Annotated in this window: 21 protein-coding genes and 2 pseudogenes; 7 read left to right on the forward strand and 16 right to left on the reverse strand. The window is 36.7% G+C overall.

The features are described 5' to 3' along the window. Window positions 1-334: 334 nt before the first annotated feature. On the forward strand, window positions 335-541 hold the full coding sequence (locus tag HMPREF1210_RS05020; protein ID WP_016427532.1) for a hypothetical protein: 207 nt from the start codon (window positions 335-337) through the stop codon (window positions 539-541). Window positions 542-913: 372 nt separating this feature from the next. Here the strand turns inward: HMPREF1210_RS05020 and catA are convergent. Further along, a pseudogene (catA, locus tag HMPREF1210_RS05025) lies at window positions 914-1,563 on the reverse strand (type A chloramphenicol O-acetyltransferase). Window positions 1,564-1,823: 260 nt separating this feature from the next. On the opposite strand from catA, the gene HMPREF1210_RS05030 reads away from it, so the two are divergent. Then, window positions 1,824-3,071, forward strand: coding sequence for an MFS transporter (locus tag HMPREF1210_RS05030; RefSeq protein WP_016427534.1), 1,248 nt, complete (start codon window positions 1,824-1,826; stop codon window positions 3,069-3,071). Between the two features lie 110 nt (window positions 3,072-3,181). Here the strand turns inward: HMPREF1210_RS05030 and HMPREF1210_RS05035 are convergent, their stop codons facing one another. Continuing rightward, on the reverse strand, window positions 3,182-3,769 hold the full coding sequence (locus HMPREF1210_RS05035; RefSeq protein WP_016427535.1) for an NAD(P)H-dependent oxidoreductase: 588 nt from the start codon (window positions 3,767-3,769) through the stop codon (window positions 3,182-3,184). A gap of 119 nt (window positions 3,770-3,888) precedes the next feature. Here HMPREF1210_RS05035 and HMPREF1210_RS05040 point away from each other — a divergent pair, with 119 nt between their 5' ends. Further along, on the forward strand, window positions 3,889-4,332 hold the full coding sequence (locus HMPREF1210_RS05040) for a MarR family winged helix-turn-helix transcriptional regulator (protein WP_036659735.1): 444 nt from the start codon (window positions 3,889-3,891) through the stop codon (window positions 4,330-4,332). A gap of 504 nt (window positions 4,333-4,836) precedes the next feature. Here HMPREF1210_RS05040 and HMPREF1210_RS05045 read toward each other — a convergent pair. The 8 genes from HMPREF1210_RS05045 to HMPREF1210_RS05080 form a co-directional block, all read right to left on the reverse strand. Next, window positions 4,837-5,373, reverse strand: coding sequence for an iron transporter (locus HMPREF1210_RS05045; RefSeq protein WP_016427537.1), 537 nt, complete (start codon window positions 5,371-5,373; stop codon window positions 4,837-4,839). 62 nt (window positions 5,374-5,435) lie between these two features. After that, entirely contained in the window at window positions 5,436-6,026 is a 591-nt protein-coding gene (locus HMPREF1210_RS05050; protein WP_196930497.1) for a hypothetical protein, read from the reverse strand. Between the two features lie 632 nt (window positions 6,027-6,658). Continuing rightward, window positions 6,659-7,582 (reverse strand): alpha/beta hydrolase fold domain-containing protein, encoded by a 924-nt coding sequence (locus HMPREF1210_RS05055; RefSeq protein WP_016427539.1) that lies wholly within the window; start codon window positions 7,580-7,582, stop codon window positions 6,659-6,661. A 315-nt stretch (window positions 7,583-7,897) separates the two neighbouring features. Further along, window positions 7,898-8,179, reverse strand: a complete 282-nt coding sequence (locus HMPREF1210_RS05060; RefSeq protein WP_016427540.1) for a hypothetical protein — start codon at window positions 8,177-8,179, stop codon at window positions 7,898-7,900. A gap of 145 nt (window positions 8,180-8,324) precedes the next feature. Continuing rightward, window positions 8,325-8,765 carry an RDD family protein gene (locus tag HMPREF1210_RS05065; RefSeq protein WP_016427541.1) on the reverse strand — a complete coding sequence of 147 codons (441 nt, stop codon included), beginning with the start codon at window positions 8,763-8,765 and terminating at the stop codon, window positions 8,325-8,327. Between the two features lie 57 nt (window positions 8,766-8,822). Beyond that, window positions 8,823-10,106 (reverse strand): DUF4179 domain-containing protein, encoded by a 1,284-nt coding sequence (locus HMPREF1210_RS05070; RefSeq protein WP_016427542.1) that lies wholly within the window; start codon window positions 10,104-10,106, stop codon window positions 8,823-8,825. Continuing rightward, window positions 10,090-10,620 carry a sigma-70 family RNA polymerase sigma factor gene (locus HMPREF1210_RS05075; RefSeq protein ID WP_016427543.1) on the reverse strand — a complete coding sequence of 177 codons (531 nt, stop codon included), beginning with the start codon at window positions 10,618-10,620 and terminating at the stop codon, window positions 10,090-10,092. Before HMPREF1210_RS05075 ends, HMPREF1210_RS05070 begins: the two co-directional genes overlap by 17 nt. A 246-nt stretch (window positions 10,621-10,866) precedes the next feature. Continuing rightward, a complete protein-coding gene (locus tag HMPREF1210_RS05080) occupies window positions 10,867-11,064 on the reverse strand; it encodes a hypothetical protein (RefSeq protein ID WP_016427544.1) in 198 nt (65 codons plus the stop codon). Window positions 11,065-11,696: 632 nt separating this feature from the next. On the opposite strand from HMPREF1210_RS05080, the gene HMPREF1210_RS17555 reads away from it, so the two are divergent. Both HMPREF1210_RS17555 and hpaB read left to right on the forward strand, forming a co-directional pair. After that, window positions 11,697-11,927, forward strand: coding sequence for a tyrosine-type recombinase/integrase (locus HMPREF1210_RS17555; protein WP_231391049.1), 231 nt, complete (start codon window positions 11,697-11,699; stop codon window positions 11,925-11,927). A 248-nt stretch (window positions 11,928-12,175) separates the two neighbouring features. Next, window positions 12,176-13,621, forward strand: coding sequence for a 4-hydroxyphenylacetate 3-monooxygenase, oxygenase component (hpaB, locus tag HMPREF1210_RS05085; protein ID WP_016427546.1), 1,446 nt, complete (start codon window positions 12,176-12,178; stop codon window positions 13,619-13,621). Between the two features lie 553 nt (window positions 13,622-14,174). Here the strand turns inward: hpaB and HMPREF1210_RS05095 are convergent. Continuing rightward, on the reverse strand, window positions 14,175-14,420 hold the full coding sequence (locus tag HMPREF1210_RS05095; protein ID WP_016427548.1) for a hypothetical protein: 246 nt from the start codon (window positions 14,418-14,420) through the stop codon (window positions 14,175-14,177). Between the two features lie 148 nt (window positions 14,421-14,568). Next, window positions 14,569-15,471 (reverse strand): DMT family transporter, encoded by a 903-nt coding sequence (locus HMPREF1210_RS05100; RefSeq protein ID WP_016427549.1) that lies wholly within the window; start codon window positions 15,469-15,471, stop codon window positions 14,569-14,571. A 466-nt stretch (window positions 15,472-15,937) separates the two neighbouring features. Here HMPREF1210_RS05100 and HMPREF1210_RS05105 point away from each other — a divergent pair, with 466 nt between their 5' ends. Further along, the gene (locus tag HMPREF1210_RS05105) at window positions 15,938-16,597 is read left to right on the forward strand and encodes a CAP domain-containing protein (protein ID WP_016427550.1); all 660 of its coding nucleotides are present in this window, start codon (window positions 15,938-15,940) and stop codon (window positions 16,595-16,597) included. Between the two features lie 1,011 nt (window positions 16,598-17,608). After that, window positions 17,609-21,010, forward strand: a complete 3,402-nt coding sequence (locus HMPREF1210_RS05110) for a S8 family serine peptidase (RefSeq protein ID WP_016427551.1) — start codon at window positions 17,609-17,611, stop codon at window positions 21,008-21,010. A gap of 415 nt (window positions 21,011-21,425) precedes the next feature. On the opposite strand, the gene HMPREF1210_RS18475 is transcribed toward HMPREF1210_RS05110, so the two are convergent. The 4 genes and pseudogenes from HMPREF1210_RS18475 to HMPREF1210_RS18615 all read right to left on the reverse strand — a co-directional run. Next, a complete protein-coding gene (locus HMPREF1210_RS18475) occupies window positions 21,426-21,560 on the reverse strand; it encodes a hypothetical protein (protein ID WP_255349281.1) in 135 nt (44 codons plus the stop codon). A gap of 267 nt (window positions 21,561-21,827) precedes the next feature. After that, a complete protein-coding gene (locus tag HMPREF1210_RS05125) occupies window positions 21,828-22,577 on the reverse strand; it encodes an ABC transporter permease (RefSeq protein ID WP_016427553.1) in 750 nt (249 codons plus the stop codon). Next, entirely contained in the window at window positions 22,578-23,339 is a 762-nt protein-coding gene (locus HMPREF1210_RS05130; protein ID WP_016427554.1) for an ABC transporter ATP-binding protein, read from the reverse strand. A gap of 131 nt (window positions 23,340-23,470) precedes the next feature. After that, a pseudogene (locus tag HMPREF1210_RS18615) lies at window positions 23,471-23,548 on the reverse strand (cytoplasmic protein); the annotation flags it as partial.

The raw sequence follows: 23,548 nt of genomic DNA on the forward strand, positions 1-23,548 counted from the left end.
TTCAACTAACCTGCCCCGTTAGTTTAAGTGTATCATTTCACAATGGATGGCCGAAATCTACTTGATGTTTTGGACGTAAAACTAGACCATCGAAATGATGGTCTTGTTTAACTAAAGCACCCGTTAGTTGAAGAAGGAATATCAATTATTTCTAAAGAGATAAAGCTGGCTTGAGTAATTTCGGTTAATTATCATCTGGAATTGTTTATCATGTAGTTACTTATGGTATTATAAAAGCATGTTAAAAACTGGAAGGGGACTATAGGTTCTTCACAGACTTTTGTGAAACCAATGGTTGGATTTAATAAGATTAAACTAGGGGAGTTTTCCAATTATGAAAATTTCGAAAAATAATCTTTTTATTTTTATGATTGCTTTTGTTATCGCTTTAGCGTTTACAAAGTTATCTGCAACAAGTGATTTTAAAAGTATGATGTATTCTGCTGTGTATTTATTTGTATTGATTCCAATTGGATTTGTAACAATAAAATCCATAAACCGTATCTTTGATGTGGTTGTACTAAAATTTAATAAGGGTTGAGATTATATAGTCTCTTCCCGGGTTTACAAGAGAATAATAAAAGACATTCATCGTTCATTGATGAATGTCTTTTATTCTCTTTATGGTTCAAAAATCTACGACTAAAACGTGATAGCTAATGATTTAGCCCTTGACCGTCACGGACGATCCGTCCGCAAACATCGATTCTGTTACTCAACTGGATTGTATAACGTATGCACGCTTGGTTGACATAACACCACAATTAGGGAGTATTCAACTTCATAACTCAATAAGAAAAAGCCGCCTTGTAAAGGCAGCTGGTTGTTCAACTAAAGCACCCGTTAGTTCAATAAGAAGGAGTCGCCAATACAACTCCTTAGTTAAATTAAAACGAGCACTCATTTGCATATTTTAAGGAAGCCAATCATGACAATTATTAGCTAATTGCTGCAAATCCTCTATAAATGTACTACGTTATATCCATCACAAACAGCATGATGCACTTGTAATGAAATTGGCAACAACGTTTTATCTTTCATATTTAAATATTTCCCCCCTGTAATGATGGGTAATAAAAAGTCGCTATCATTATTTATATTTAGGTTAAAGCCAGTAAAACTAACCCAAGGAATACTAGATATAGGAAAAGAATTTTTGGGTTCATTATCTTTTGTAAAGAGACCTTTAACTTCAGCGTATTGCTTTATATCACTTTGATAGTTTTTATAAAAGACAGTAAATTCATTAGAAAACTCCGTCCATATGCTTGAGAATGATTTATTATCACTGTGGAAGATTGTATAACTTGGAATCATTTTATCCCAATACCCTAGAACACCCTCATCATTAAAGCAAGTTCTAAATTCTTCATGAGAATTTACTGTCTTGCTGATCATGTAAATAAAAGTAGGGTATAGCTTAATTCCCTTGGTACGAAGCTGTTCCAATAACGTTGTGATGTCTATATTTGCTGTTATGCTAAAGGTACACTTTAGATTTAAATAATGCTCGAAATACGGGTTTCTATCCCATTTTTCTTTATCAATTAAATTAAACTTCACTTGATTAGCCTCCTAAAATTGTGTTTTTTATTTTTAGGAGGCTAATCATCTGCTTTCACCAATCTCCTCACCTCTTAATAATTCTTCGTTTAAAATACTAAATCAAACGCAGCACTTATTCCACTAACCTGCTTCGTTAGTTGAATAAGAAAAAGGCTTTAACCCTTATTGAAGTAAAGCACCCGTTAGTTGAAGAAGAGATCCATTTTACAGGTAATTAACTTGTGCGTATTGAATAGATTGTGTAAAGGGGTGATTAAGTGGTAAGTAAAGAAAAATGGAAACGATGGCGTTTCCCAACTTTATTACTAGGGGCTGTTGGAATATCTGGACTGGGGGATTTTGTATTTTTGGTCGCTATAAATTTATTAGTGTATCAAATGACAGAATCCGCAGCAGCTGTGGCTGGTCTGTGGATTGTTGGACCACTTGCATCGATTTTCACGAGATTTTGGGCTGGGAGCATTATTGATCGTGCTAATCGCAAAAAGTTAATGATATGGACGGACTTGATTCGGGCATTATTAATCGCTTTGGTCCCTTTTATGCCTACCGTATGGGAGATATACATATTGTTGTGGTTTGTGAGCATGGCGAAAGCATTTTTTGCACCTGCATCGCTTACCTATATTACGGAACTTGTTCCAGCTGAACAACGCAAACAATTTAATGCATTTTATTCCTTAACAAGCTCTGGTGCATTTATTGTAGGACCCGCGATTGCAGGGGTGCTTTTTGTCATTGGTTCAGTGTATTTAGCAATCTTTTTAAATGCAATCTCTTTTTTAATATCAGCAATTTTGTTTTTATTTTTACCTGATCAACAGAAAGAAAAAACATCATTTAAAAATCCATTGTCTTTTTCAGCTATTAGAGAAGACGCAAAAACCGTTATTGCTTTTGGAAAAAAAACACCCGTTTTTATGCTAGTACTTGCTTTGTATTTAGGAACACTGTTCACAACATTTGCTATGGATACGCAAGAAGTTGTCTTTACTCAGCGAGTAGTTGGGCTATCAGAGCTGGATTATAGTTTGCTCATTAGTATTACAGGCATAGGATCTATTTTAGGCGCATTGACGGTGGCGTCTTATTCAAAAAAACTATCCATTCGTTTTCTTTTTGGTGGAGGACTTCTTCTAATGTCACTTGGTTACTTACTGTATGCCTTCAGTACGTCATTCACAATGATTACAATAGGGTTCGTAATATTGGGGTTTTTTAATTCTTTTGCAAACACTGGCTACAACACATTTTATCAATTTCATGTTCCGATTGAAATTATGGGGAGGGTGACTAGCTTTTATGGACTCATCCAAAGTGCAGGGCAAATCCTTTTGGTAATAGTCGTTGGTATCATAGCAGATATTTTTCCACTCCGATATACAATTATCACATTATCTCTGGTGAATTTCTTCTCTATAATTGGCCTGATCGTACTAATGAAACATCGTATCTATCAGTCGATTTTTAGTGAAGTGGAGAACAATGAAAAGATGACTGCATAAAAAATGCTACTTTTTCTTATTGAACTAACCTGCCCCATTAGTTCAATAAGAAAAAAAGAGCTGACTCGTATGCAGTTGTTTACTGTGGAAAAAATGCTTATTCACATTCTTTAGCGGTCTATTATTTTGAAATAACGATATATTTTGTTTAATTTCTCGTCATGCTTTCCCTTCGGATTTTCCATATTCCCAAATTCAAAAAACTTCACTCTTTTTATCCCAACATAATTAAATAAGGCCTTCTTCATTAATACTTTGTGCGCATTATTCAACCAGAACAAAGGATAATACGTTGGCCCCTTCATCGTTGAAATACAAACAACAGACTTCCCCTTCAAAAGTCCTTCTGGCAGAAGTCCGCCCTTGTCTTTGTAGGCAAATTCTGAAGCAAACATTTGGTCTATATACCCCAAAAGCATAGCTGGAGGACGTCCCCACCAGATCGGATATATGAAAACTATTTTATCGGCCCAAATAATTTGTTCTCTATACTTTTCAAGTTGGGGATCGGAGTGCATATCCCTTCTGCGTTTTTTCTCATTGAAAACTAGGATCGGATTAAACTCCTCTTTATATAAATCCAGCACCTTTATCTCCGCTTTATTGGGGTTCTCACTGCTTCCTTGGATGACCTTTTGAAAAAATGCATAACTTAGGCTCTGATGATTTGGATGCGTATATATAACAAGCGTTTTCATTGTGCCACCTCTTTACTTATCATTTGATAAACAAATCGTAACACACTCTTTTTTAGTTATCAAATGATAATTGTATTATAACAACTATTTTGTTATATTGTCAGTAAGAGGTGATCCTTCTGGACAAAAAAGCTTTATTTCATAAATTTGTGGCCTTTACTACTTCTGTACATCAAGTGACGCATGAAATTACAAAAGATGTTAAATCCGATTCTATTACCCCCGTTCAACATAGTATTCTTGAATATATAGCGGTTAGTCAGCCCGTTACCATTAGTCAAATTAGTGATTGTCAGAATATGTCCATGCCTAACACGAGCCGTGAACTGAAAAAACTAAGCGAAAAAAATCTATGCGAAAAATTTGCCGTTGCCGAGGATCGACGAAAGCAATATATCCGTCTTTCCAAAGAAGGCGAAGTCATGATGAACGAAGCCTTTAAACATATAGAAGCCCGTTTCCTGCAACGGATAAAGGAGGCATCCAATGAAGATTTGGAAGAAATTAACCGGTCGCTGGATGTGCTTCACTCAAAAGTGTTTTATTCAAGTAAATCCTTGTGAAGGTGAATTGCCTGCTGTACCGCCAAATAAACGACGACAAGCTCTTACCCTAAATGGGAGGAGCTCGTCTTTTAACTTGCAAGAAAATCTCTATCCCGTTACTTGAATAAGAGAAAGACTTTACTCCTTATTGAAGTAAGCGCCAGTTTATGGAATGTTTTATGTGATTTTTCTTAAAGAAAAGCACCCATTGATTGATCCCGTTTCCTAACTTATACGGCGATTGGCTTGTGCTACCCCTAAAACAGAAAAAGGCTAAATCATAAGATTTAACCTTTTCCCTATTTGGAATTTCTATTTATCAAATAACTTAAGCCTACATAGTCCAGTGCTATTAAACTTATAAAAAGCAAAAGACGATTTAACCTTTTTAGTGGCTAAATCGTCTTTTTTTTATAAAATAGCCCCGAAGTTTTTTAACAATAAGAAGACATTCCAATTATCGAAACCACTTCTAGAGCAGCGTCGGTTCCGCAAAGGGCAACGATTCCTGCTCGTATTTATTTATTTTTGAGCCCCATCATACTTAAATTCCCACTTTAAAGTCATTGGTTCATAGAACTTTTCTACATCTTCAGCGTGACGAGATAGATCAGGTTCGCTGATTTGAAAAGTTAATTCATAATTTCCAGGTTCAGGTAATAAAACATTAGAAGCATAATGTGGGTCACCTGCTACCATTTGATACAATTGCCCTTGATCTACATCTTCATCTGTATCAAGATTATGTATCTTATAGCCAATTGTTAGATATGGAATCCATTCACCTTCATGAAATCCAAAAGAATTGTCTTTTGCTGCATGAATGTCGGCTTCTAAGTGAATGTTTCCTTCTTTTCCTCCACGCTCAACAGGAGCTACTTCAACTGAATGGGGCAAATAAACAGCATTAATCTCCATTCCATTTTTAATTACCTGACCAATCATTATATCCTCTCCAGCTTGACCTTCATGTTCAGAACCATGTTCTTTCTGATTAGTGCAAGCCGATAATACTAGAATTACTAATGATGCCAAAAATAAGATTAAGTATCTTTTCACAAGCTATCCCTCCCCATATCGATTTTATTTATCATTTCTAAACTTTGTTCGAACTGCTCATTTTAATTCCAGAGTTTTTTCAACGGAACTCGGAATTTTGTATCTCTAAGTCTGTTAATAGTTAAGGAAAATAAATGATCTATTTTAAAGTATTGATCCAAGCTTAAACTATAAATCTGTCTTTCTCTTAGTAACAAGCAAAATGCGCTTGTATAAAGGGTAAGGCTCATTACATTGATATTACCTGAGAGAAGAAAATTTATATGCATAAAGAGACAAGTCAGAATCGATGGAAGTATCATAAATCCTGCGATGAGGAACAAACCAAGCATCATTTGAACGATGGGAATGGAATAATTTAAACCCATCACGTGCTTTAAAGCTACCTCGTCAATAAGGAATTTATAAAAATCTGGTACATTAGGTTTATCTAATGCTTTCAGCAGATAATCACTAAGAAATACTCCGGGTTGAGCAAACCACGAATGCCCTGTGGAACCTCCTTTTCCCAAAATCTTCGTAACTCCCGCTAAAAGCCAACCTAACCCAAATAGAATACGCATTAAAACGACTAAAGATTGAAACACGTGTTTTCCAAGTTTGTTTTGATCTGTAGTATGGAATATATCTTTAGCAACTACTTCATTTTGCATCATAAAGTCCTCCTGAATATTTTTAGAACGAAGTAGAATCAGTACTGATAATCATAAGAAAAGTTCATCGACAATCCAAAACTATTTTTTGTAAAACAACCGATTAATAAACCTATACCTACCAATAGTTTCCCCAAGTTTCTAAAAAGTTAAATGTGTGATAACGAATAGCTAAATTTTTCAGAAATATCACCCGCTAGCCATGAAACACGTTTATTCGAGTTACACATGTAACACAGCTTCGATACCATGTTTTCCTCCTATTTTTCAAAGTAAAAAGCACAAAAGATATCATAACACAATTGATAATGATTTTCATTGTCAATTACATCCATGCAGTATCATAGCTTCGCTTGTCGAGATCTACTTCCCAACCAGCCTCAAACATGCTTCTTCACGGATCATCATCCCACGCACCCGTACGTCCTACCCTTGGCTACTGATATCTTAAATCCAATAAAAATAAGGTCAACCAGTAAAAACTGGTTGACCTTATAATACGAAAGCATTCGTTAGTTTAAGTGCAATCTTTCACAATCTTATATTCTGACCATTTGATGACAAAAATGCTGCCTACATGACGCTCTAGTCTTTAACTCAAGCATTCTTAATTTGCAGTTGATAGACCTCAATTAGTTATTAATGATCTCAATAATTTTTTGTTGAGCATCTTTAGCTTCAGGGATAGGCATTACAACAAACGCATGGTTCATTTTTGGATAAACAAATGTAATGTTCTCAATTCCTTGCTCTGTTAGTTTTTCATCAAGTTTTATAGCATCTGGATATAAACCTTCGTGTGTTCCAATAAAGTGAGTGATTTTCCCAAGTCCTTTAAAGTTACCGTAGATTGGACTAATTAATGGGTCATCTATGTTCTTATCAGCTGCCCAAATCTTTGTAATCACTTCCATTCCTCCAATAGCCAACATTGGGTCCTTTTTTTCATATTCAGGTATAAGAGGGTTATCAAGTCCCATATCAACACATGCAGATAGCAAAATGATATCTTTTGGTTGAGGTATATTGTTCGTCTTTAAAAGTTGTGCCAAACCAAGTGATATATTTCCGCCTGCCGAATCCCCCATGATGGTCAATTGTTTAGGACTTTCAACGGTTCCAAGGACTTCTTTATATAGGTTTAAGAGTTTTGGGTAGGTGTGCTGATAATTAAAATTAGGTACTTTAGGATAAATAGGAGCAATAATTTTCGCATTTAATGATTGAGCCATTTTATCCATGAACCTCCAGTGAAAAATTAAAGGTTGATTAGTCCAGGCCCCTCCATGTATATAAAGAATTACTTTTTGTCCCAAAGATTTTTGGTCATTTAATGTGAAAACCTTTATGTCCTCAATTACTTGCTCCTTAATATCACTGGAAAATTTAGCATTCCCTATAACATATGGCTTAATATTTTCAGTTCCCCTTTGTTTTACGAACTGCGAGGTGTTTTCAATAGTGGAAAAACCCTTTTTTGTATTTCGCAAAGTTAGATATTTTTCAAAAAGATAACTTTGTATAGAACGTTTTTTGCTGTAAATTTGTAAACTCATTTTTATATCCCCTTTCACAAACCCCTTTTTTATTGATCATTCTGTTCAGTTTATGAAATAACGTTAATAGTTATTTTTCTCTTCATCAGAAGTTTTCAACAAAATTGAAAGCATGTTTTGAATAGAACGTAGGATTCTAATCTTCTTTTCAAGTTGTTATTCACAATACCCTGTTAAACACCAATTCTATTTTTAATTTACATATATTAACTTATTCAATACCATTTTAAAAATACTCCTTCTTGAAGTAAACCCGTTACTGAATACGAGAAAAACTAACCCTCATTGCTAATGGATAATAAATTCCCCAGATATTTAAATAACAATTAAGACAATTATCCAACTGAATACGGTAATACCTAATAAAAGATTTCTGATTTTACTTCGTGTTTCTTTAGTACAACTATTTAAGTATCGACGAGTTCCTAACCCAATCGACCAAGTAACTATAAGGATTAAAGACAAAATAATTATAAATTTTGCATTAGGGAATGTATCGTTTAATACAGCTACAACTAAACCATTCAAACCAAAATATAAAAGTAAAGTAAGTGCTAAGCCATAACCACATAAAAACCACGTACTATTTTTATTCATCTTGTCCCTCCTATTAACTACAATAAAACTCCATTTCAACTATACTGCCTCTTTAGTTGAATAAGAAAAAAGAGCTGACTAGGCAGCTCTCTGATCTTTACCACATGCACACGTTAAATAAATAAAAGTAAATAGCTATTGATAATTAATACTTATACTCTGACGTGCTTAAATTATAACTAACATAGGTTCCGCCAATAAAATCGTGAATTGACCTTTTGTCTTCTCTAAAAATAATCATAAAGATACTCACCACCGCTGATAATCCAAAAGAGACAAAACCAATTAGACCACGTCCAATTACTTCTCTCATAACCATATTTGAAAGTTTGACATTATCACCATCTAATCGTTTTACTTTAATTTTGCACATTCGCTTACCCAAAGAATAACCAATCCATAAGACTGGTAAGATAGTTAAATACAATGTATAAAACAATTGAAAAGATAAACCAGACGTCCAATTAACATTGTATTCACCTTTTAGGATCATCAAAACAACACCTCCAAGAATGACAATAATGCTAAATTCCACTATAAAGGCAAATGCTCTCACTATTAGACCAGCAGGGTTTTTCGTCTCCACTCTATTTCCTCCAATCCAATGAAATGTGATTCAATATTTCAATCTCATCTCCTAGCACTATCGTGGAACCTTGACTGTGATTTGAGCTTGTTGATTCAACGTCATATGTGGCAGTACAAATGTTTTCAAAATAATGTCACCATTACCTTTTGTATCATTAAAGTATAATTTATATTTATTCTTACCAATCGCTTTAGGATAACCTCCATCTGCTATTAAATCATTCCCGTCTGTGTCTTCCACACTTAATTGATTCATTTCAAAATTCGATCCAAATGGGAATGAACTTGTTGATTCAAAGTAAAGGGCATACTTACCATTTTCTTCTTCGACTTTTGTCACCACAATGTCGCCCATTTCACCTTGTGAAATTGTTAAAGGTAATTGATTTTCTTCTAAAGTAGCTGTAATCTCCTTCCTTTCTATAACTAACGGCATAAAGAATGGACTAATTGTAAGATCAGTTACTTTCTCACTAATTGGTTCGAATACATATTCTAAAAGCATACTCTCAGCATCTCCTGAACCCGACGAATTAATCATCGGTATAACTGTTCCGTCTTGGTCTAATAGGTGTAGCTGAAGTACCTGATGTTCATTCATGATTTCTTCAACAGTCCCTTTATATAAAATGTGCAGACTTACAGCTGAATTTGTACTCTCAAATTTTTTCACTTCATAGGAAAGGCCATCTAATTCAGTTTTTTGCCCTGTGGTTAAATTAATACTATTATTATTTGTTTTTTTTACATGTGTTTCAAAATGCCAATCACCTTCTGTCTTACCAATTTGATGTATGGCAACGGATAAGTCAAACTCATTCGGTAAAGGCTTCGTTGGATGAACTTGAATGAGTCCGGAATATTGCCCGTTTGGTAGATACTCCCCTGTCATATTTTCCGAAAAGTTAATTACTTCCCCGTTTACTTCAATATGAAGTGGGTAAATTTCTTCTGCCTTGTCTTGAACGAATGAAAATGCAAGGCGTGAACCATCATATAATACATCCTGAATTGTTAATGAAACCCCATTACTCGTTAATGTTTCATTTAGCGACATTGCATTTTTATCATTGATTGCAACTTGCAAACCTTTATCACCAACTGATGTAAAAATTGAATAGAGTATTGGTACTTTTGCAAGGACACTTGCCATCGTTGGTGAAATAAATCCTGAGCCAATGATTAAACCAAATGCGGCAGCACTTGAAAGCAGTAGCATCATTACTTTTTTAGGCGCAACTTTTTTTTGGCTAGCTCTTAGCCCTTCTTCAATCGCTGCATCTAACTTTTGAAAAGGTACTTGAATTGAATCAATTGATTTTTTAATATCCTTGTTCATTCACTTGTCCCCCTTGATAAAACTGTTTTAACTTTTGAATTGCTCTGTGTAAATTCGACTTCACTGTGCCTTCTGGACAGTTTAAGTAATCTGCTATTTGTTGAACTGGTAAATCCCTATAATATCGAAGAATAATGACCGTTTTATATTTTTCTTCTAGCTGTTCGATTGCTTGTAATAAATCCATTTTTTCTTCAATCCGCATATCGGGAGACTGTTTTTCCACCATTTCCTCTTTGAGTAGGATGATTTTCGATTTTTTTCGCAAAACATCGAGTGCTGTATTGATAAGAATCTTCGTAAGCCATGTATTGAAATACTTTTCTTTTTTTACAGTACTCATATTTACAAAGGCTTTCGTGATTGTTTCTTGAACAATATCTAAAGCATCATTTTCGTTCTTTACATATAAATAAGCCATCTTGTAAAGCTTTTCTTTATCGATTTCAATTAAATGAAGAAATGCTTTTTTGTCGCCTTGCTGAGCCTTTTTAAATAGACTTTGATTAAACACAAAGTACCCTCCATTTCCTTTACAATTGTTAGATGAATGAAACTCCCCTTTCGTTTCAAATTTTCAACGTTTTTTTGTAGCCATACAGAAAACGCTTCTACTGCTCGCAGAAACGTGGATAGAATTATGATTAATTTAACCCCTATTCAGCTAACCTGCTCCGTTAGTTCAATAAGAAAAAAAGCTTCACTCCTTAATGGAGTAAAGCACCCGTTGGTTCAACAACTTATCGTTTGTAACTCTATTCTAAGCACCAGTTCTCGACGCTTTATTTTTTTTTATTCTCCAAAAAAGTGAAAAAATAAGGAGAAGAAATCCTACAACAACTCCTATAATTTGGTCTAATAAAAGTTCTTCAGTTCTAAAGTAACGAAGAATAAAAGTTCCACCAAATATTAAAAGAATCATACAAGCCAATTGAATAAGATATGTGTTAATTTTCATCAGCTACCTCCTAACCCTCAATAAGTTAACATAAAACCAGAAACAGTAGCCTCAAAGGATGGCTGCTGTTTTTCAACATAAGCACCCGTTACTTCGTATATTACTTTGAACGAAAGAATCCGGATCAAATGGGTTAAACTTTTTGTTTTTTTCTTTTATCCAATAAATAGAAGGCTATCGCTGCTATGAATAAACCCGTACTTAGCCATAAAGCTATTCCATTTCAATTTCCATTAAAAAGGGTGATATTGGTAAGCGTGATGAGATGCATTAAAACAATTAGAATTAATAAACCAGTTGACGTTTTCAGATTACCACTCCATTCTGTGTACTTATTCATTTCTTACTTAGACTTTTAATTCCAACATCGAGATAAAAAAAGTAAAAACTCATTTTTCAAGCTACAAAGTAATGGTTTTTATTAGTTGATTTAAATTACTTCAGTTAAAAAGTTCAGCAAATTTATATACTCAAAACATAGCATAAGCATAACATTAAAAATCCCTTAGTTGGATATATTTAGAATATTTTTTGAACTAACCTGGTCCGTTAGTTCGGTTGTCGAATCGGAGAAATCATTTCGTTAGAAAGGAACCATATTAATTGGTCCAATCGATCTGCTTAAACGCTATATGGAGAGTCGCACAGAAAATGCCCTGGCCATCTTCGTCACAGTAAGACATCCCCATAAAATGAATGTCGCTCAAATGAGATACATCATCAAGAAGATTACATATCGTCCTGGAAAAGAGATCCATCCCCATCTACTTAGAAACAGCTATGCTACTCATTTGTTGAATATTGGAACACCCATTGAAGTCGTTCAAAGTCTTCTGGGACACGAGAAGAGCGCCCCCCTCTGATTTACGCTCAACTAAGCGAAAGACTAAGGAAAGAGTATTATCAGAAGTACTTTAAAATGTAAAAAGGGCAACGTCATAATTGACATTGCCCAAATTGACTAAAGCGCGCTTTAGTTGAAGAAGGAATATTAGCATGCTCTAGTTACATAGGTTAATTTTAGCAATAGTAATAAAAAATTGAACGATTTAACTTCTTAAAACAGCTTTAATCGAATATTTAAATATCGAATTACATTGGGGAGTGAAACATGGGGGCTATTAATGGAAAAGATTATATTTACCGATTAAACCAGCTTAACAATGAGATTTGGTACGACGGTGAAAAAATTGAGGGGTTGCTCTCGGAACACCCTGCATTCAAAGGACTTATTCAGTCAAAAGCGGCTCTTTATGATTTGCAACATGACCCAAAAATAAAAGATGAGATGACTTTTATTTCCCCAGTCTCAGGTGAACGTATTGGTCTTTCGTTTTTGCAACCAAAAACGAAAGAGGACTTAATAAGAAGAAGAAAGATGATTGAACATTGGGCTAGGTATTCAGGTGGTGTCATGGGAAGAAGCCCAGATTATTTGAACACAGTTTTAATGAGCTTTGCCTCTTCGGTATCCTTTTTAAAAAATAAAGACAAATGTTTTCCGAATAATCTGCAAGCGTTTTATGAATTGGCTAGGGAAAATGACCTGTCGTTTACACATACCTTTGTTTCACCACAAGTGAATCGTTCTGAAATCTACTTTGAAGATACCGATGAGCCACCAATCGCCGCAAAAGTTATTGATACAAATGAAGAAGGAATCATCATTAAAGGAGCCCGTCTTCTTGCTACGCAAGGTGGTTTAACTGATGAGTTATTAGTATTTAGCGTTGGTAAATTTCTATTTAATGAAGATGAAGCTTTTGCTTTTTCGATCCCTTCTAACACGAAAGGAATAAAGTTTATTTGTAGGGATTCATTCATCGGAGGACAATCTTCTTTTAATTATCCATTAAGCTCGCGATTCGAAGAAATGGATTCTATCGTTGTCTTTGACAATGTATTAGTACCTTGGAATAGGGTATTTTATTACAACAATGCGGAAGTAGCCGAAGAATTCCCAATTCAAAGCTCTTTCAATCCCTTTACTAAGCACCAAGTTTTGAATAGACAAATTGTAAAAATAGAGTTCGTCTTAGGTATTGCTGAGCTTCTTATCGAAACGATTAATATTAACGGGTATCAACATATTCAAGAAAAGATGTCAGAAATCATCATTGGTCTAGAAACGATGAAAGCCTTGTTAGAAAAATCGGAGAATAACGCAAAATTAGATGAATGGGGATATATGCGTCCAGATATTTTCCCGCTTCAAGTTGCCGGTAACATTTTCCCTAAAATTTATCCTCGTTTCACTGAAATTATCCAGTTAATCGGAGCTAGTGGAATGATTACATTGCCAACTGAAAAAGCATTTCATTCTATTATTAGAAATGACTTAGATATTTATCTTCAAGGAGCAAATAAGACCGCAGAGGAACGTGTAAAAATATTTCGTTTAGCTTGGGATCTAACAATGAGTTCATTCGGAACTAGACAAACCCAATATGAGCGATACTTTTTTGGTGACCCAATTCGATTATCAAGCGATTTATATAAGAAATATCCAAAAAATGAATATGTAGAGGTAATTAGTAATTTCTTAAATCTAAAATAAGAAGAATAACAGAAGTTCAACTATTGTCTTAAATACAGGTTTGAATATTCCTTTTAGGATCGAAATAGAACGCTCAATCTTTTTATACATTGAGCGTTCTTTTATTTTTGCTAGGATTCCATGCACTTTTAACAATATTTTTGATTTCTTTAAATCCTCTAAATCAACATTAAATTCACTATGTCTTAATGATAAGTGGTAAGAAATTTCTGATTCTTTCACTTCCTATATATCAGTCCAACTCTCTTCTTCTTTAATCCAAAAAAGCTGCATTAAAACAGCACTGCACCTCAGAGGATGAAAATGTATTCAGAACGGTTATAGATTACTACGGCTAGGAAATGAAGGTCGTTGAACTATGGTGCCATACAGCCCTCCCGTTAGTCTGACTCCAACAAACACTGTGTATCACGCTATGTCGCGCCTTCTTATTGAACTAAACTGCCCCGTTAGTTGAATAAGAAAAAAAGCTGCCAAGGCAGCCTAATGATCTTTAACTAAAGCACCCGTTAGTGAAAAGCGTCTCTGTTTAATACAGAAACATCTCTAATATTCACTTATCTTTAAGAACTACGGTTTGTCTTTCACTTTTCCACTTGAAATACGTATAAATTAATTGGACTATTAGGGTAACTATTAAAAGTACCAATAAAAATACGCTAAAATTTGACTGGATATCCAATACAAACAGCTGGATTGATAAAAATATAACAACAGGAATCATCCACAAAGTTCGAATGAACTTCTTTCTATAATTCAACTTCCAATAATTAAATCCACCATCACGACCATTTTTCACTAATTCCACCACCTTTAGTTGTTACTTCTCTGTGAATGTTCGGAGTTCCTTCTTCAACTATCCTGCCCCGTTAGTTCAATAAGAAAAATGGCGATCTTTAACTAAAGCACCCGTTAGCTTTTTAAGATTTTTATAAATAAGCCCATTCTTAATCAGCATTTACAGGCAACTTAACATTCTGACGTCGAATTCCAAAACCTAAAGCAATGGCAGCCCCAATGCAACTAAACAGACAACCAGCAAACAAAAACAATGACGGATCTGATTCACCGATTAATACAGAAGCTATTCCTCCAATGACCGGGAAAAGGGCGACCATATAACCACTTTGAGATCCCCCAATTGTTTCTACAAGCTTTAAGTAGAACAACCAGGCAGCGAACGAAGCAACCAGGGTTAAATAAAGCAACGCGGATACGTATGAAACAGATGTTGGAATTGTTATTTCTTGTCCTTGAATCAATACAATGGACCCCATTAATATACTGGCTACTGTAAATCCAATGGCATTCGCATAGATAGGATCAACCCTCCTACTGGCATTTCTTGCCGAGCTGGCGTCACCAACTGCTGTAAGAAGCGTACCTATGAAAGCAACCACAATTCCTTTTATCTCATTAAACCCTTGAAAATTGTTCAATGTGGGATAAATGAGAATACATACGCCCAATACCCCAAAAACCCCCCCAATTAAAACGCGTGAATGTAATTTTTCTTTTAAAAAAACTCGGAGAGCGATTGGAGTCAGTATCACTTTTAACGAGAAGACCAATGTTACTATTGCCGCAGAACTCAAAATGGTGGCGTAATAAAAGCACAGGTAGCTTAATGCAAAGTTACATATACCGAACACTATTACAAACGGGATATCTTTTCTTTTTGGTCTCCCCTTTGGTCTAAGGAACCATACAAGAACTAAAAATAATAAGGCTGTAATAATTAAACGATAGGTTAAGGATAATTCCAAACTGACAGGTGTTCCTTGGATTTTCACCGCAATAAAATTAAGTCCCCACACGATTAAGCAAAATATATACATAAACTTTGTCATTGCATTGCCTCTTTCTGCTGTTTAACTTGCTATGTTAATCAACTGCTCAAGTAAGTAATTGTAACAAAACTCACGAGTTTATGTTCTTATTTAATTGATTAAATTAACCATTTATTGATTAATTTCCTTATTGAGTTAACCTGCCCCGTTAGTTGAATAAGAAAAATTAGTATAGGTTTATGAACATAGAATTATGGTCAGAGTTTTGTGACGCGGAATTTATTTTAATGATATTTTGAAAAACACTATTGTCGTGTCCAGATAAGGACGAGCTTTGCTACATAGGGGATTAATAATTATTCCCAGTCAGAGCTTGACTAATATTCCAAAAATATCAGAGTGGTGTAGAAGGTATAAATTACCTTCTTTTTCTTTGCCTAATCCATGTTATGATTCGTTAGGTGCTTTACATTTTCAAATAATAAGATATTAAAATACTGATAGAAAACCTAGGAGGAAAACATACATGAAGAAACTAATATCGTTAGTTCTGCTGATGTCTTTATTCAGTGGTGTATCATCAGTTAGTGCAATCACAACATTTAAGGAACCACCTTTTCAAGCATATAAAGTAACCCAAGGAGATTCATTTTGGTTTATTGCTAATAGATACGGATTAGATTACAAAAAATTAATGGAGCTAAACCCAACAGTTGATCCTATGCAAATGAAAGTTGGATCAGTGATTCAACTAAAACCAGCTTCACAATCAACTCCAACTCCAACTCCACCAACCACAGCTTCATCTGCTCTTTCAGCATATGAACAACAAGTGGTTACATTGGTAAATCAAGAACGTGCAAAAGTTTCTCTTCCTGCTTTGAAAGTTGATGCGAAATTATCTGAAGTCGCAGGCATCAAATCACAAGATATGAAAAACCTTAATACTATGTCTCATGACGGAACTTATGGATCACCTTTCGATATGATGAAACATTTTGGAGTTACTTATAAATCAGCTGGCGAAAATATTGCTCAAGGTCAAACAACCCCTGCAGAAGTCATGAAAGCTTGGATGAATTCTCCTGGTCATAAAGCTAACATCTTGAGTAAAAACTTTACTCATATCGGAGTTGGCCATGTAGCAAGTGGAAACTATTGGACTCAACAATTTATAGGAAAATAAGAGAAAGAAGTGTGGTTAATTCCATGCTTCTTTTTTTATCTGTCTTATTATATTGTCGAAACATTTTAAATAATTTTATCCTTTGAGGGTAGCTTTTTCTTATTGCTTATAAGAGTTCGTAAAAGTGACGTTAAAAAGTGAACGTTCATTAAAAGGTATTATAGTATTGCGAACTATGTAAATGACTAAATAGGAGCAATTCAAAGCAGTTCGTAAAAGTGCCCCTTTAGTTGAATAAGAAAAAAAGCTGTCTAAACAGCTAAATGATCTTCAAGTAAAGCACCCGTTCTTATTCACCAAAAAATATAATTTATGAAGCTTATAATAAACGTTGTTACCGCCAAATAACCCCCCATTCTTACTTCCTTGTTTTTAAAACTTAATTCAAATCGTTCACTCATATACTCCACCCCATTTATATCTTTCTTCAACTAACCTGCCCCGTCAGTTGAATAAGAAATCCTTTTCAGAAAAGTCACTCCATAAATCTATATCATTAACTTCATATTTCTTTTTTTAACCTATTAACCATAAGTTCCAACTCGGTTTTCAAATTATTAATAAGATATTTCTTAATTTCTATGGTATTTGCAGTCTCCCATCTGTCACGTGGTATACCTATGTGGGCAATGTTTTATCACTTAATAGCACCTATTCTATTCGGGGGTGGTTAAAATCATCCGTCATCAACAACGTATTCTTCGATTCTGTTCAAAAGATCCGTAAAGCCGTTCAAGGTTTTAATTGTCATATCAATGAAACACCAGAAGCTACTATTAATCGGCTATGTATTCAATTCTAAATGTTTTCCACCGGATATATATCCAAACTATTCTATTAAAACTGAATTTTCTTGAAATATATTTTATCTTATCCTATACTAGTAACGATTGAGATTGAGAGTTGAGGAGATGAAAAATACTGATGGATTTTTGAACGATTGATGTCGCAAACAGAGACGGCAGCTTCAAATGACAAGTATCAATTTATATTCGGAGGGATGGGAACGAATTGAAGAAAAGGAAACACTGTTACAAGCGAATATTTAGTATTGTAGCAACATTACTTATGGTATTTTCATTACTATCACCAGGATTCGCGGATGCTGAATCAATAAAGCCATCAAACCGTTATGTAAATGATCACCAAACTGCTGCAGAGGTAAAGGTAAGCAATCGTTTACTGGATACGTTTAAAAAAGATGATAAAGTAACTTTTTTAATCAAATTTAATGAAAAAGCAGATACAGCAAATGCTATAAAGCGGGCGAAAGCGATTGCGAAGCAAGAAAAATTAACGGCGAATAAAGAAGAGTTTATCCAACGCTCTGCAGTAGTATCTGAGTTAAAAGCTACTGCACACGTAGAGCAGCAAAACGTTTTAAAATATCTTAAACAAGAAGAACTTAAAGGGAATGTCGAATCTTTTAATTCCTATTTTATCGTCAATGGTATGGCTGTTACAGCGACGAAAGAGGTTGCAGAAAAGATAGCAACCTTTTCCGAAGTTGAAAAAGTACTGCCAAACGAAACAAGACAATTATTTGCTTCAACAACTAAAGAGGAAAGCCTTAATTCAAATCTAGCGAATGTAGAGTGGAACGCTGAGAGAGTTGGAGCTCCGGCTTTATGGGAAAAAGGAATCGACGGTTCAGGTGTTGTTGTAGCGAGTATTGATACCGGTGTTCAATTGGATCACCCCGCATTAAAGGAAAAGTATCGCGGCTATAATGCAGCAACCGGAGAAGTTGATCACGACTTTAATTGGTTTGATGCCACAGCCGGACTATCGAGTCCATATGATGATTTAGGACATGGAACACATGTGACTGGGACAATGGTCGGCAGTGAACCAGATGGATCTAACAAAATAGGTGTAGCACCGGGCGCAAAATGGATTGCTGTTAAGGCATTCTCGGAGACTAGCGGAAGTGATGCCAATCTATTGGCTGCAGCAGAGTGGATTTTAGCACCAACAGATGCAAATGGGAATACCCGCGTTGACATGGCACCTGATATTGTTAACAACTCATGGGGTGGCGGACCAGGTCTTGATGAATGGTATCGGGATGTAGTAAGAGAATGGAGAAATGCCGGGATATTTCCTACTTTCGCAGTTGGAAACACAGGCATGACTAATGATGGCGGACCTGGATCAGTCGCCAATCCAGCAAACTATCCCGAATCATTTGCAGTGGGAGCAACGGATAGTAATGATATCGTTGGAGACTTTTCATTACGCGGCCCTTCACCATATGGTGAAATAAAGCCTGATATTTCAGCGCCTGGAGCGAATATTCGTTCATCGATACCTCGCAGTGATTACGAAGGCGGTTGGAATGGATCATCGATGGCGGCCCCCGCTGTATCGGCAGTTGTAGCATTATTATATGAAGTAAATGCAAGTTTATCGGTTGATGAAATAGAAAAAATTTTAATAGAAACAGCAAAGCCTTTAACGGATAAGGAATATCCAGAATCACCAAATAACGGGTACGGCTATGGATTAGTCAATGCATACAATGCGGTATCTTCTATTAGTGATGGTCTAGGGACTTTGGAAGGAAAAGTGGTCCAAACGAATTTTGATTTGCCGATAAGCGGTAAAGTAAGCGTGCTTGAAAGTAGACAGTACATCAACACAAATCCTGAAAATGGCTCTTATAAACTCCCGCATGCTGCTGGTAAATTTACAGTTCAAGCCGAAGCATATGGATATCAATCTAAACAGCAATCAGTAACGTTTGAAAAAGATAAAGCTATACACGCAGATTTCACATTGAATGAAATCCCAAAAGGAACTATAAGTGGTGTGATTACCGATAAAATCTCGGGGGAAGTTGTTGAAGGTGTGACATTACTCCTTATGGAAGATGCCAATATTACACCTGTGGCTACGGATAGGGACGGTAAATATGAACTTACTGCTATTGAAGGAACTTATACGTTGAGAGCCATGAGAAGCGGCTATCACAGTCAAGATGTTGATATTACAATAAAAGGAAATGAACATGCGGTTGATATTGTTCTTGATCCTTTTTACACGTATCCTGGCGGCGAAATTGGCTACGATAATGGAAAAGTTGATAGTGGCAGTATGTATTTTGGCGGTGGAGCTGGCTGGGCAGTAAAAATGTCATTGCCAGAGAATAAGAAATCAGCGATTGTCACAGATGGTGTGTTTCACTTAAAGGATAAAAAATACTCAGAAACACATGGGACGGAATTTAATGTGGAAGTATGGGATGCCTCTGGGCGCGATGGGTTACCGGGTAAGAAACTTGCTGGCCCGATAGCCGCTGAAGCTGTATTGGATGACTGGACAGTAGTTGATTTAACCGATTACAATATCAAGGTTGATGGAGACTTTTATATGGTGTATGTCCAAACACTGAATTATCCGGAGGCACTTGGTTTAGCAACCGACAACGGTAATCCATATATGGAGAGAAGCTATCAATATCTTGATGGCGAATTTTATCCAGCATTTGTTGAAGACGGTAATTATATGATCCGTGCACGTGTTAGTTATGAAGTAGACAAGCCATCAATTACTTCGCCAAAACAGGATGAAGTATTCAAAGACGAAAACATCACGGTAGAAGGAACTGCCTCACCTTCAACAACGATTAAGCTGATGAATAATAATGAAGAAGTAGGTACTGCAAAAGTTGGCGATGAAGGCAAATTTTCAATCCCAATGAAAATTAAAGATGGTAAAAATAGTTTAACAGCAGTCTCCATGTTGAATGGGAAAATGACGGGAAAATCGAATCCTGTTATTGTTTCACTACTATCCAAGGATCTTGGTCCTGGCCCTGGACCTGGTCCGGTTGATCCTAAACCAGAAATACCACCAGCATTCACAGATATTACAAATACTTTCGCAAAAGATGAAATTAATAAGCTCGCAGCGAAGGGAATTATCCAAGGGAAAACGGGAACTACCTTTGCACCAAACGCACAAATTACGCGTGCAGAATTCACCGTATTACTTGCTCGCGCGCTAAACCTTCCGTTGAAGACGTACGAGGGCAAGTTTGAGGATGTGAACACAAGTAAAAAGTGGGCATTTGCAGGGATTGAAGCAGCCGCCAATGCAGGCATTGTGAACGGAATGAAGGATGGTAAATTTAATCCAGACGCTCCGATTAAACGTGAAGAAATCGCGGCAATGGTTGTAAGAGCAGTTGAGATTAAAGATAAAATAAAACTAGACAACCTAGAAAAACCAGCTAATTTTAAAGACCATCAATTAATTGGTGCATATGCAATTGATTCTGTCTATAAAGCAACTGCACTAGGTGTTATTAAAGGTAACGAAGGTCAGTTCAATCCTAAAAACAACGCAACACGTGCTGAAGCAGCAGTTATGCTCTATCGTACATTGGACACACTTAAACTACTAGACTGATTTGAAAAAGAAGAGCCGAGTAATTTCGGCTCATTTTTTAATGCACTCTAAAAAAGTACCGATATAATTAAAATCTAATACAATTAGAAATATTGATAATCACTGTATGCCATTAATATGGAAGAAACGTATGGCCAGTACAAATTCATGGTTTCCCCCTTATCAAACCGCACGTGCCCTATTTAGGCATACGGCTTACCAATATGTTACAACGAGGTTCTAGTGTGATGCATTTCAGGTATTTTGCATCTTGTGAATGCGGAGAGGCGAAAAATACTCTTCACTTTTCATTTTGAAGCGAAACTTGTCTTGATCATATTTTTGTTTTGCCTTGATTTTCTTCTCTTTTGCGAAATCATCGAGTGTTGTACCGTATGATTTGTTGAGGTACAACCATAGACAATGAAGCCTCATTTTATTCACCCTCCCCAGTAATTCGACGAGTAGTAGTTATAGAAGTTTCAATACACCAAAGCATGATTTGAGTGCTTAACTTGTAAAAAACTCGCATATCCAGACACGTAATGGCGCGATTCGGTAATGGTTTCACAAATAATCCCCCTCAAAATAAGAACATTCGTTCTTGCAGTGAGGGGGATTCTAATATTTGTCTAGTGAGTATGTCTTGCTTTTATCGGTAAATCATGGATATAGGTTTCAATTTCTTTTTGATCGAGCCGCCACCAATCACACCAATTTTGAGGGTTTTCATGATTTCATCAATGGTTGCCCCGGCATTTAAGCAGCCTTCCTGTGATAGCAAATGCATTCATCGCAGCGACTGATTATTGATATGGCTAATCCCATAATGGTGTACTTACCCTAACTGGCGTTTAAATACTTTAATGGCGAAGAAGTAAGCGATGACCATGATGCCGACGCACCAGGCAAGCGCAATCCAGATATCGTTGCCAACAGACCCTTCATACAAAAGGGCACGAATCGCATTCACGATTGAAGTCACGGGCTGGTTCTCAGCGAACGCACGGACAATTTTAGGCATGGTTTCGGTGGGGACAAAGGCCGAACTGATAAACGGTAGGAAAATCAGCGGGTACGAGTAGGCTGTCGCCCCTTCCATAGACCCCGCTGTCAATCCGGGAATGACCGCCAGCCATGTCAGCGCCAGTGTAAACAGCCCGAGTATCCCAGCTACCGCGAGCCAATCCAGGATATCCGCGCTGGAACGGAAGCCCATCAAGAGCGCGACGAGGATAACCACCACGATAGTTAGCGCATTGGAAACAAGCGAGGTCAACACGTGAGCCCACAATACCGACGAGCGCTTGATGGGCATGGTAATGAAACGCGACATCAGCCCGCTCTTTACATCCGTGAACAGCCGTACAGAAGTGTAAGCGACGCCGGATGCGATAGCCATCAGCAAGATTCCCGGCAATAAATAATTGACGTAGTTGTCCGTGCCTGTCTCTATGGCGCCGCCAAATACGTAGACAAACAGCAGCAGCATCATAATCGGCGTAATCGCCACCGTGATAATCGTATCCGGGCTGCGCATGATGTTGCGCATTAAACGTCCTAGTAATACCCCTGTTTTGCTTTTCATTTACATCTCCTCCTTTTTGCCGATGATCGCGAGGAAAATTTCCTCTAATGTCGGCTGCTTCTCGATGTACTCCACTTTCGCTGGCGGGAACATCTCCTTGAGTTCGGTAAGGGTTCCGGTCGTGATGATTTTTCCGCCATGCAGGATGGCGATACGGTCCGCCAGTTGTTCGGCTTCCTCCAGGTACTGGGTCGTCAGCAAGATGGTCGTGCCGCCGCCGGCAAGCTCCTTGACGGTATCCCAGACTTCAATCCGCGCTTCGGGGTCAAGCCCTGTCGTAGGTTCGTCGAGAAAAATGACTGCTGGCGTCCCGATCAGGCTCATGGCGATGTCAAGCCGGCGCTTCATCCCGCCTGAATATTTGTCTGCCCGGCGGTTGGCCGCATCGGTCAGGCTGAATCTTGCAAGCAAATTGTCGGCGACTTGAGCGGGATTGGAAACTCCCCGCAACTTGGCGATCATCATCAGGTTTTCCCGCCCGGTGAGCATCCCGTCTAAAGCTGCGAACTGCCCTGTCAGGCTGATACTCTGGCGAACATGATCCGGTTGACGCTGGATGTCAAAGCCGCAAATACCTACTTCGCCGCCATCGGCCTTCATCAGCGTCGAGAGGATGTTGACTATCGTCGTCTTGCCCGCTCCATTTGAGCCCAGCAGTGCGAAAATTTCGCCACGCTGTACCTCAAAATCTACTCCCTTTAAGACTTCCTTGTCTTTAAAGGATTTTTTTAACCCTTTTACAGAAATCGCTGCATTGCTCATACTTTTTTCCTCCTTATAAAATACTCTTCTATTTAGTCTGACTGATAATCTGTACAACTTATTACTAGGTGAAAATATAACTGAATGGCGAATGTGGCAATTCACATTTGTAATCAGCTATTCAGTCGGTATTATCTATTGAATTTATTTTTTCCCAATCGCTTCATGATACTCTGATTCAAATCTTCACGATACTTGGCGACATAGGT

Origin of the sequence: Paenisporosarcina sp. HGH0030, assembly GCF_000411295.1 — a bacterium.
GTDB lineage: Bacteria > Bacillota > Bacilli > Bacillales_A > Planococcaceae > Paenisporosarcina.

Bases quoted from the DNA above. Each gene is read 5' to 3' on its own strand.
- HMPREF1210_RS05020 (WP_016427532.1), top strand. From the start codon at position 335: ATGAAAATTTCGAAAAATAATCTTTTTATTTTTATGATTGCTTTTGTT.
- HMPREF1210_RS05035 (WP_016427535.1), bottom strand. From the start codon at position 3,769: ATGAAAACGCTTGTTATATATACGCATCCAAATCATCAGAGCCTAAGT.
- HMPREF1210_RS05050 (WP_196930497.1), bottom strand. From the start codon at position 6,026: ATGCAAAATGAAGTAGTTGCTAAAGATATATTCCATACTACAGATCAA.
- HMPREF1210_RS05055 (WP_016427539.1), bottom strand. From the start codon at position 7,582: ATGAGTTTACAAATTTACAGCAAAAAACGTTCTATACAAAGTTATCTT.
- HMPREF1210_RS05060 (WP_016427540.1), bottom strand. From the start codon at position 8,179: ATGAATAAAAATAGTACGTGGTTTTTATGTGGTTATGGCTTAGCACTT.
- HMPREF1210_RS05070 (WP_016427542.1), bottom strand. From the start codon at position 10,106: ATGAACAAGGATATTAAAAAATCAATTGATTCAATTCAAGTACCTTTT.
- HMPREF1210_RS05080 (WP_016427544.1), bottom strand. From the start codon at position 11,064: ATGAAAATTAACACATATCTTATTCAATTGGCTTGTATGATTCTTTTA.
- HMPREF1210_RS17555 (WP_231391049.1), top strand. From the start codon at position 11,697: ATGGAGAGTCGCACAGAAAATGCCCTGGCCATCTTCGTCACAGTAAGA.
- hpaB (WP_016427546.1), top strand. From the start codon at position 12,176: ATGGGGGCTATTAATGGAAAAGATTATATTTACCGATTAAACCAGCTT.
- HMPREF1210_RS05100 (WP_016427549.1), bottom strand. From the start codon at position 15,471: ATGACAAAGTTTATGTATATATTTTGCTTAATCGTGTGGGGACTTAAT.
- HMPREF1210_RS05105 (WP_016427550.1), top strand. From the start codon at position 15,938: ATGAAGAAACTAATATCGTTAGTTCTGCTGATGTCTTTATTCAGTGGT.
- HMPREF1210_RS05125 (WP_016427553.1), bottom strand. From the start codon at position 22,577: ATGAAAAGCAAAACAGGGGTATTACTAGGACGTTTAATGCGCAACATC.
- HMPREF1210_RS05130 (WP_016427554.1), bottom strand. From the start codon at position 23,339: ATGAGCAATGCAGCGATTTCTGTAAAAGGGTTAAAAAAATCCTTTAAA.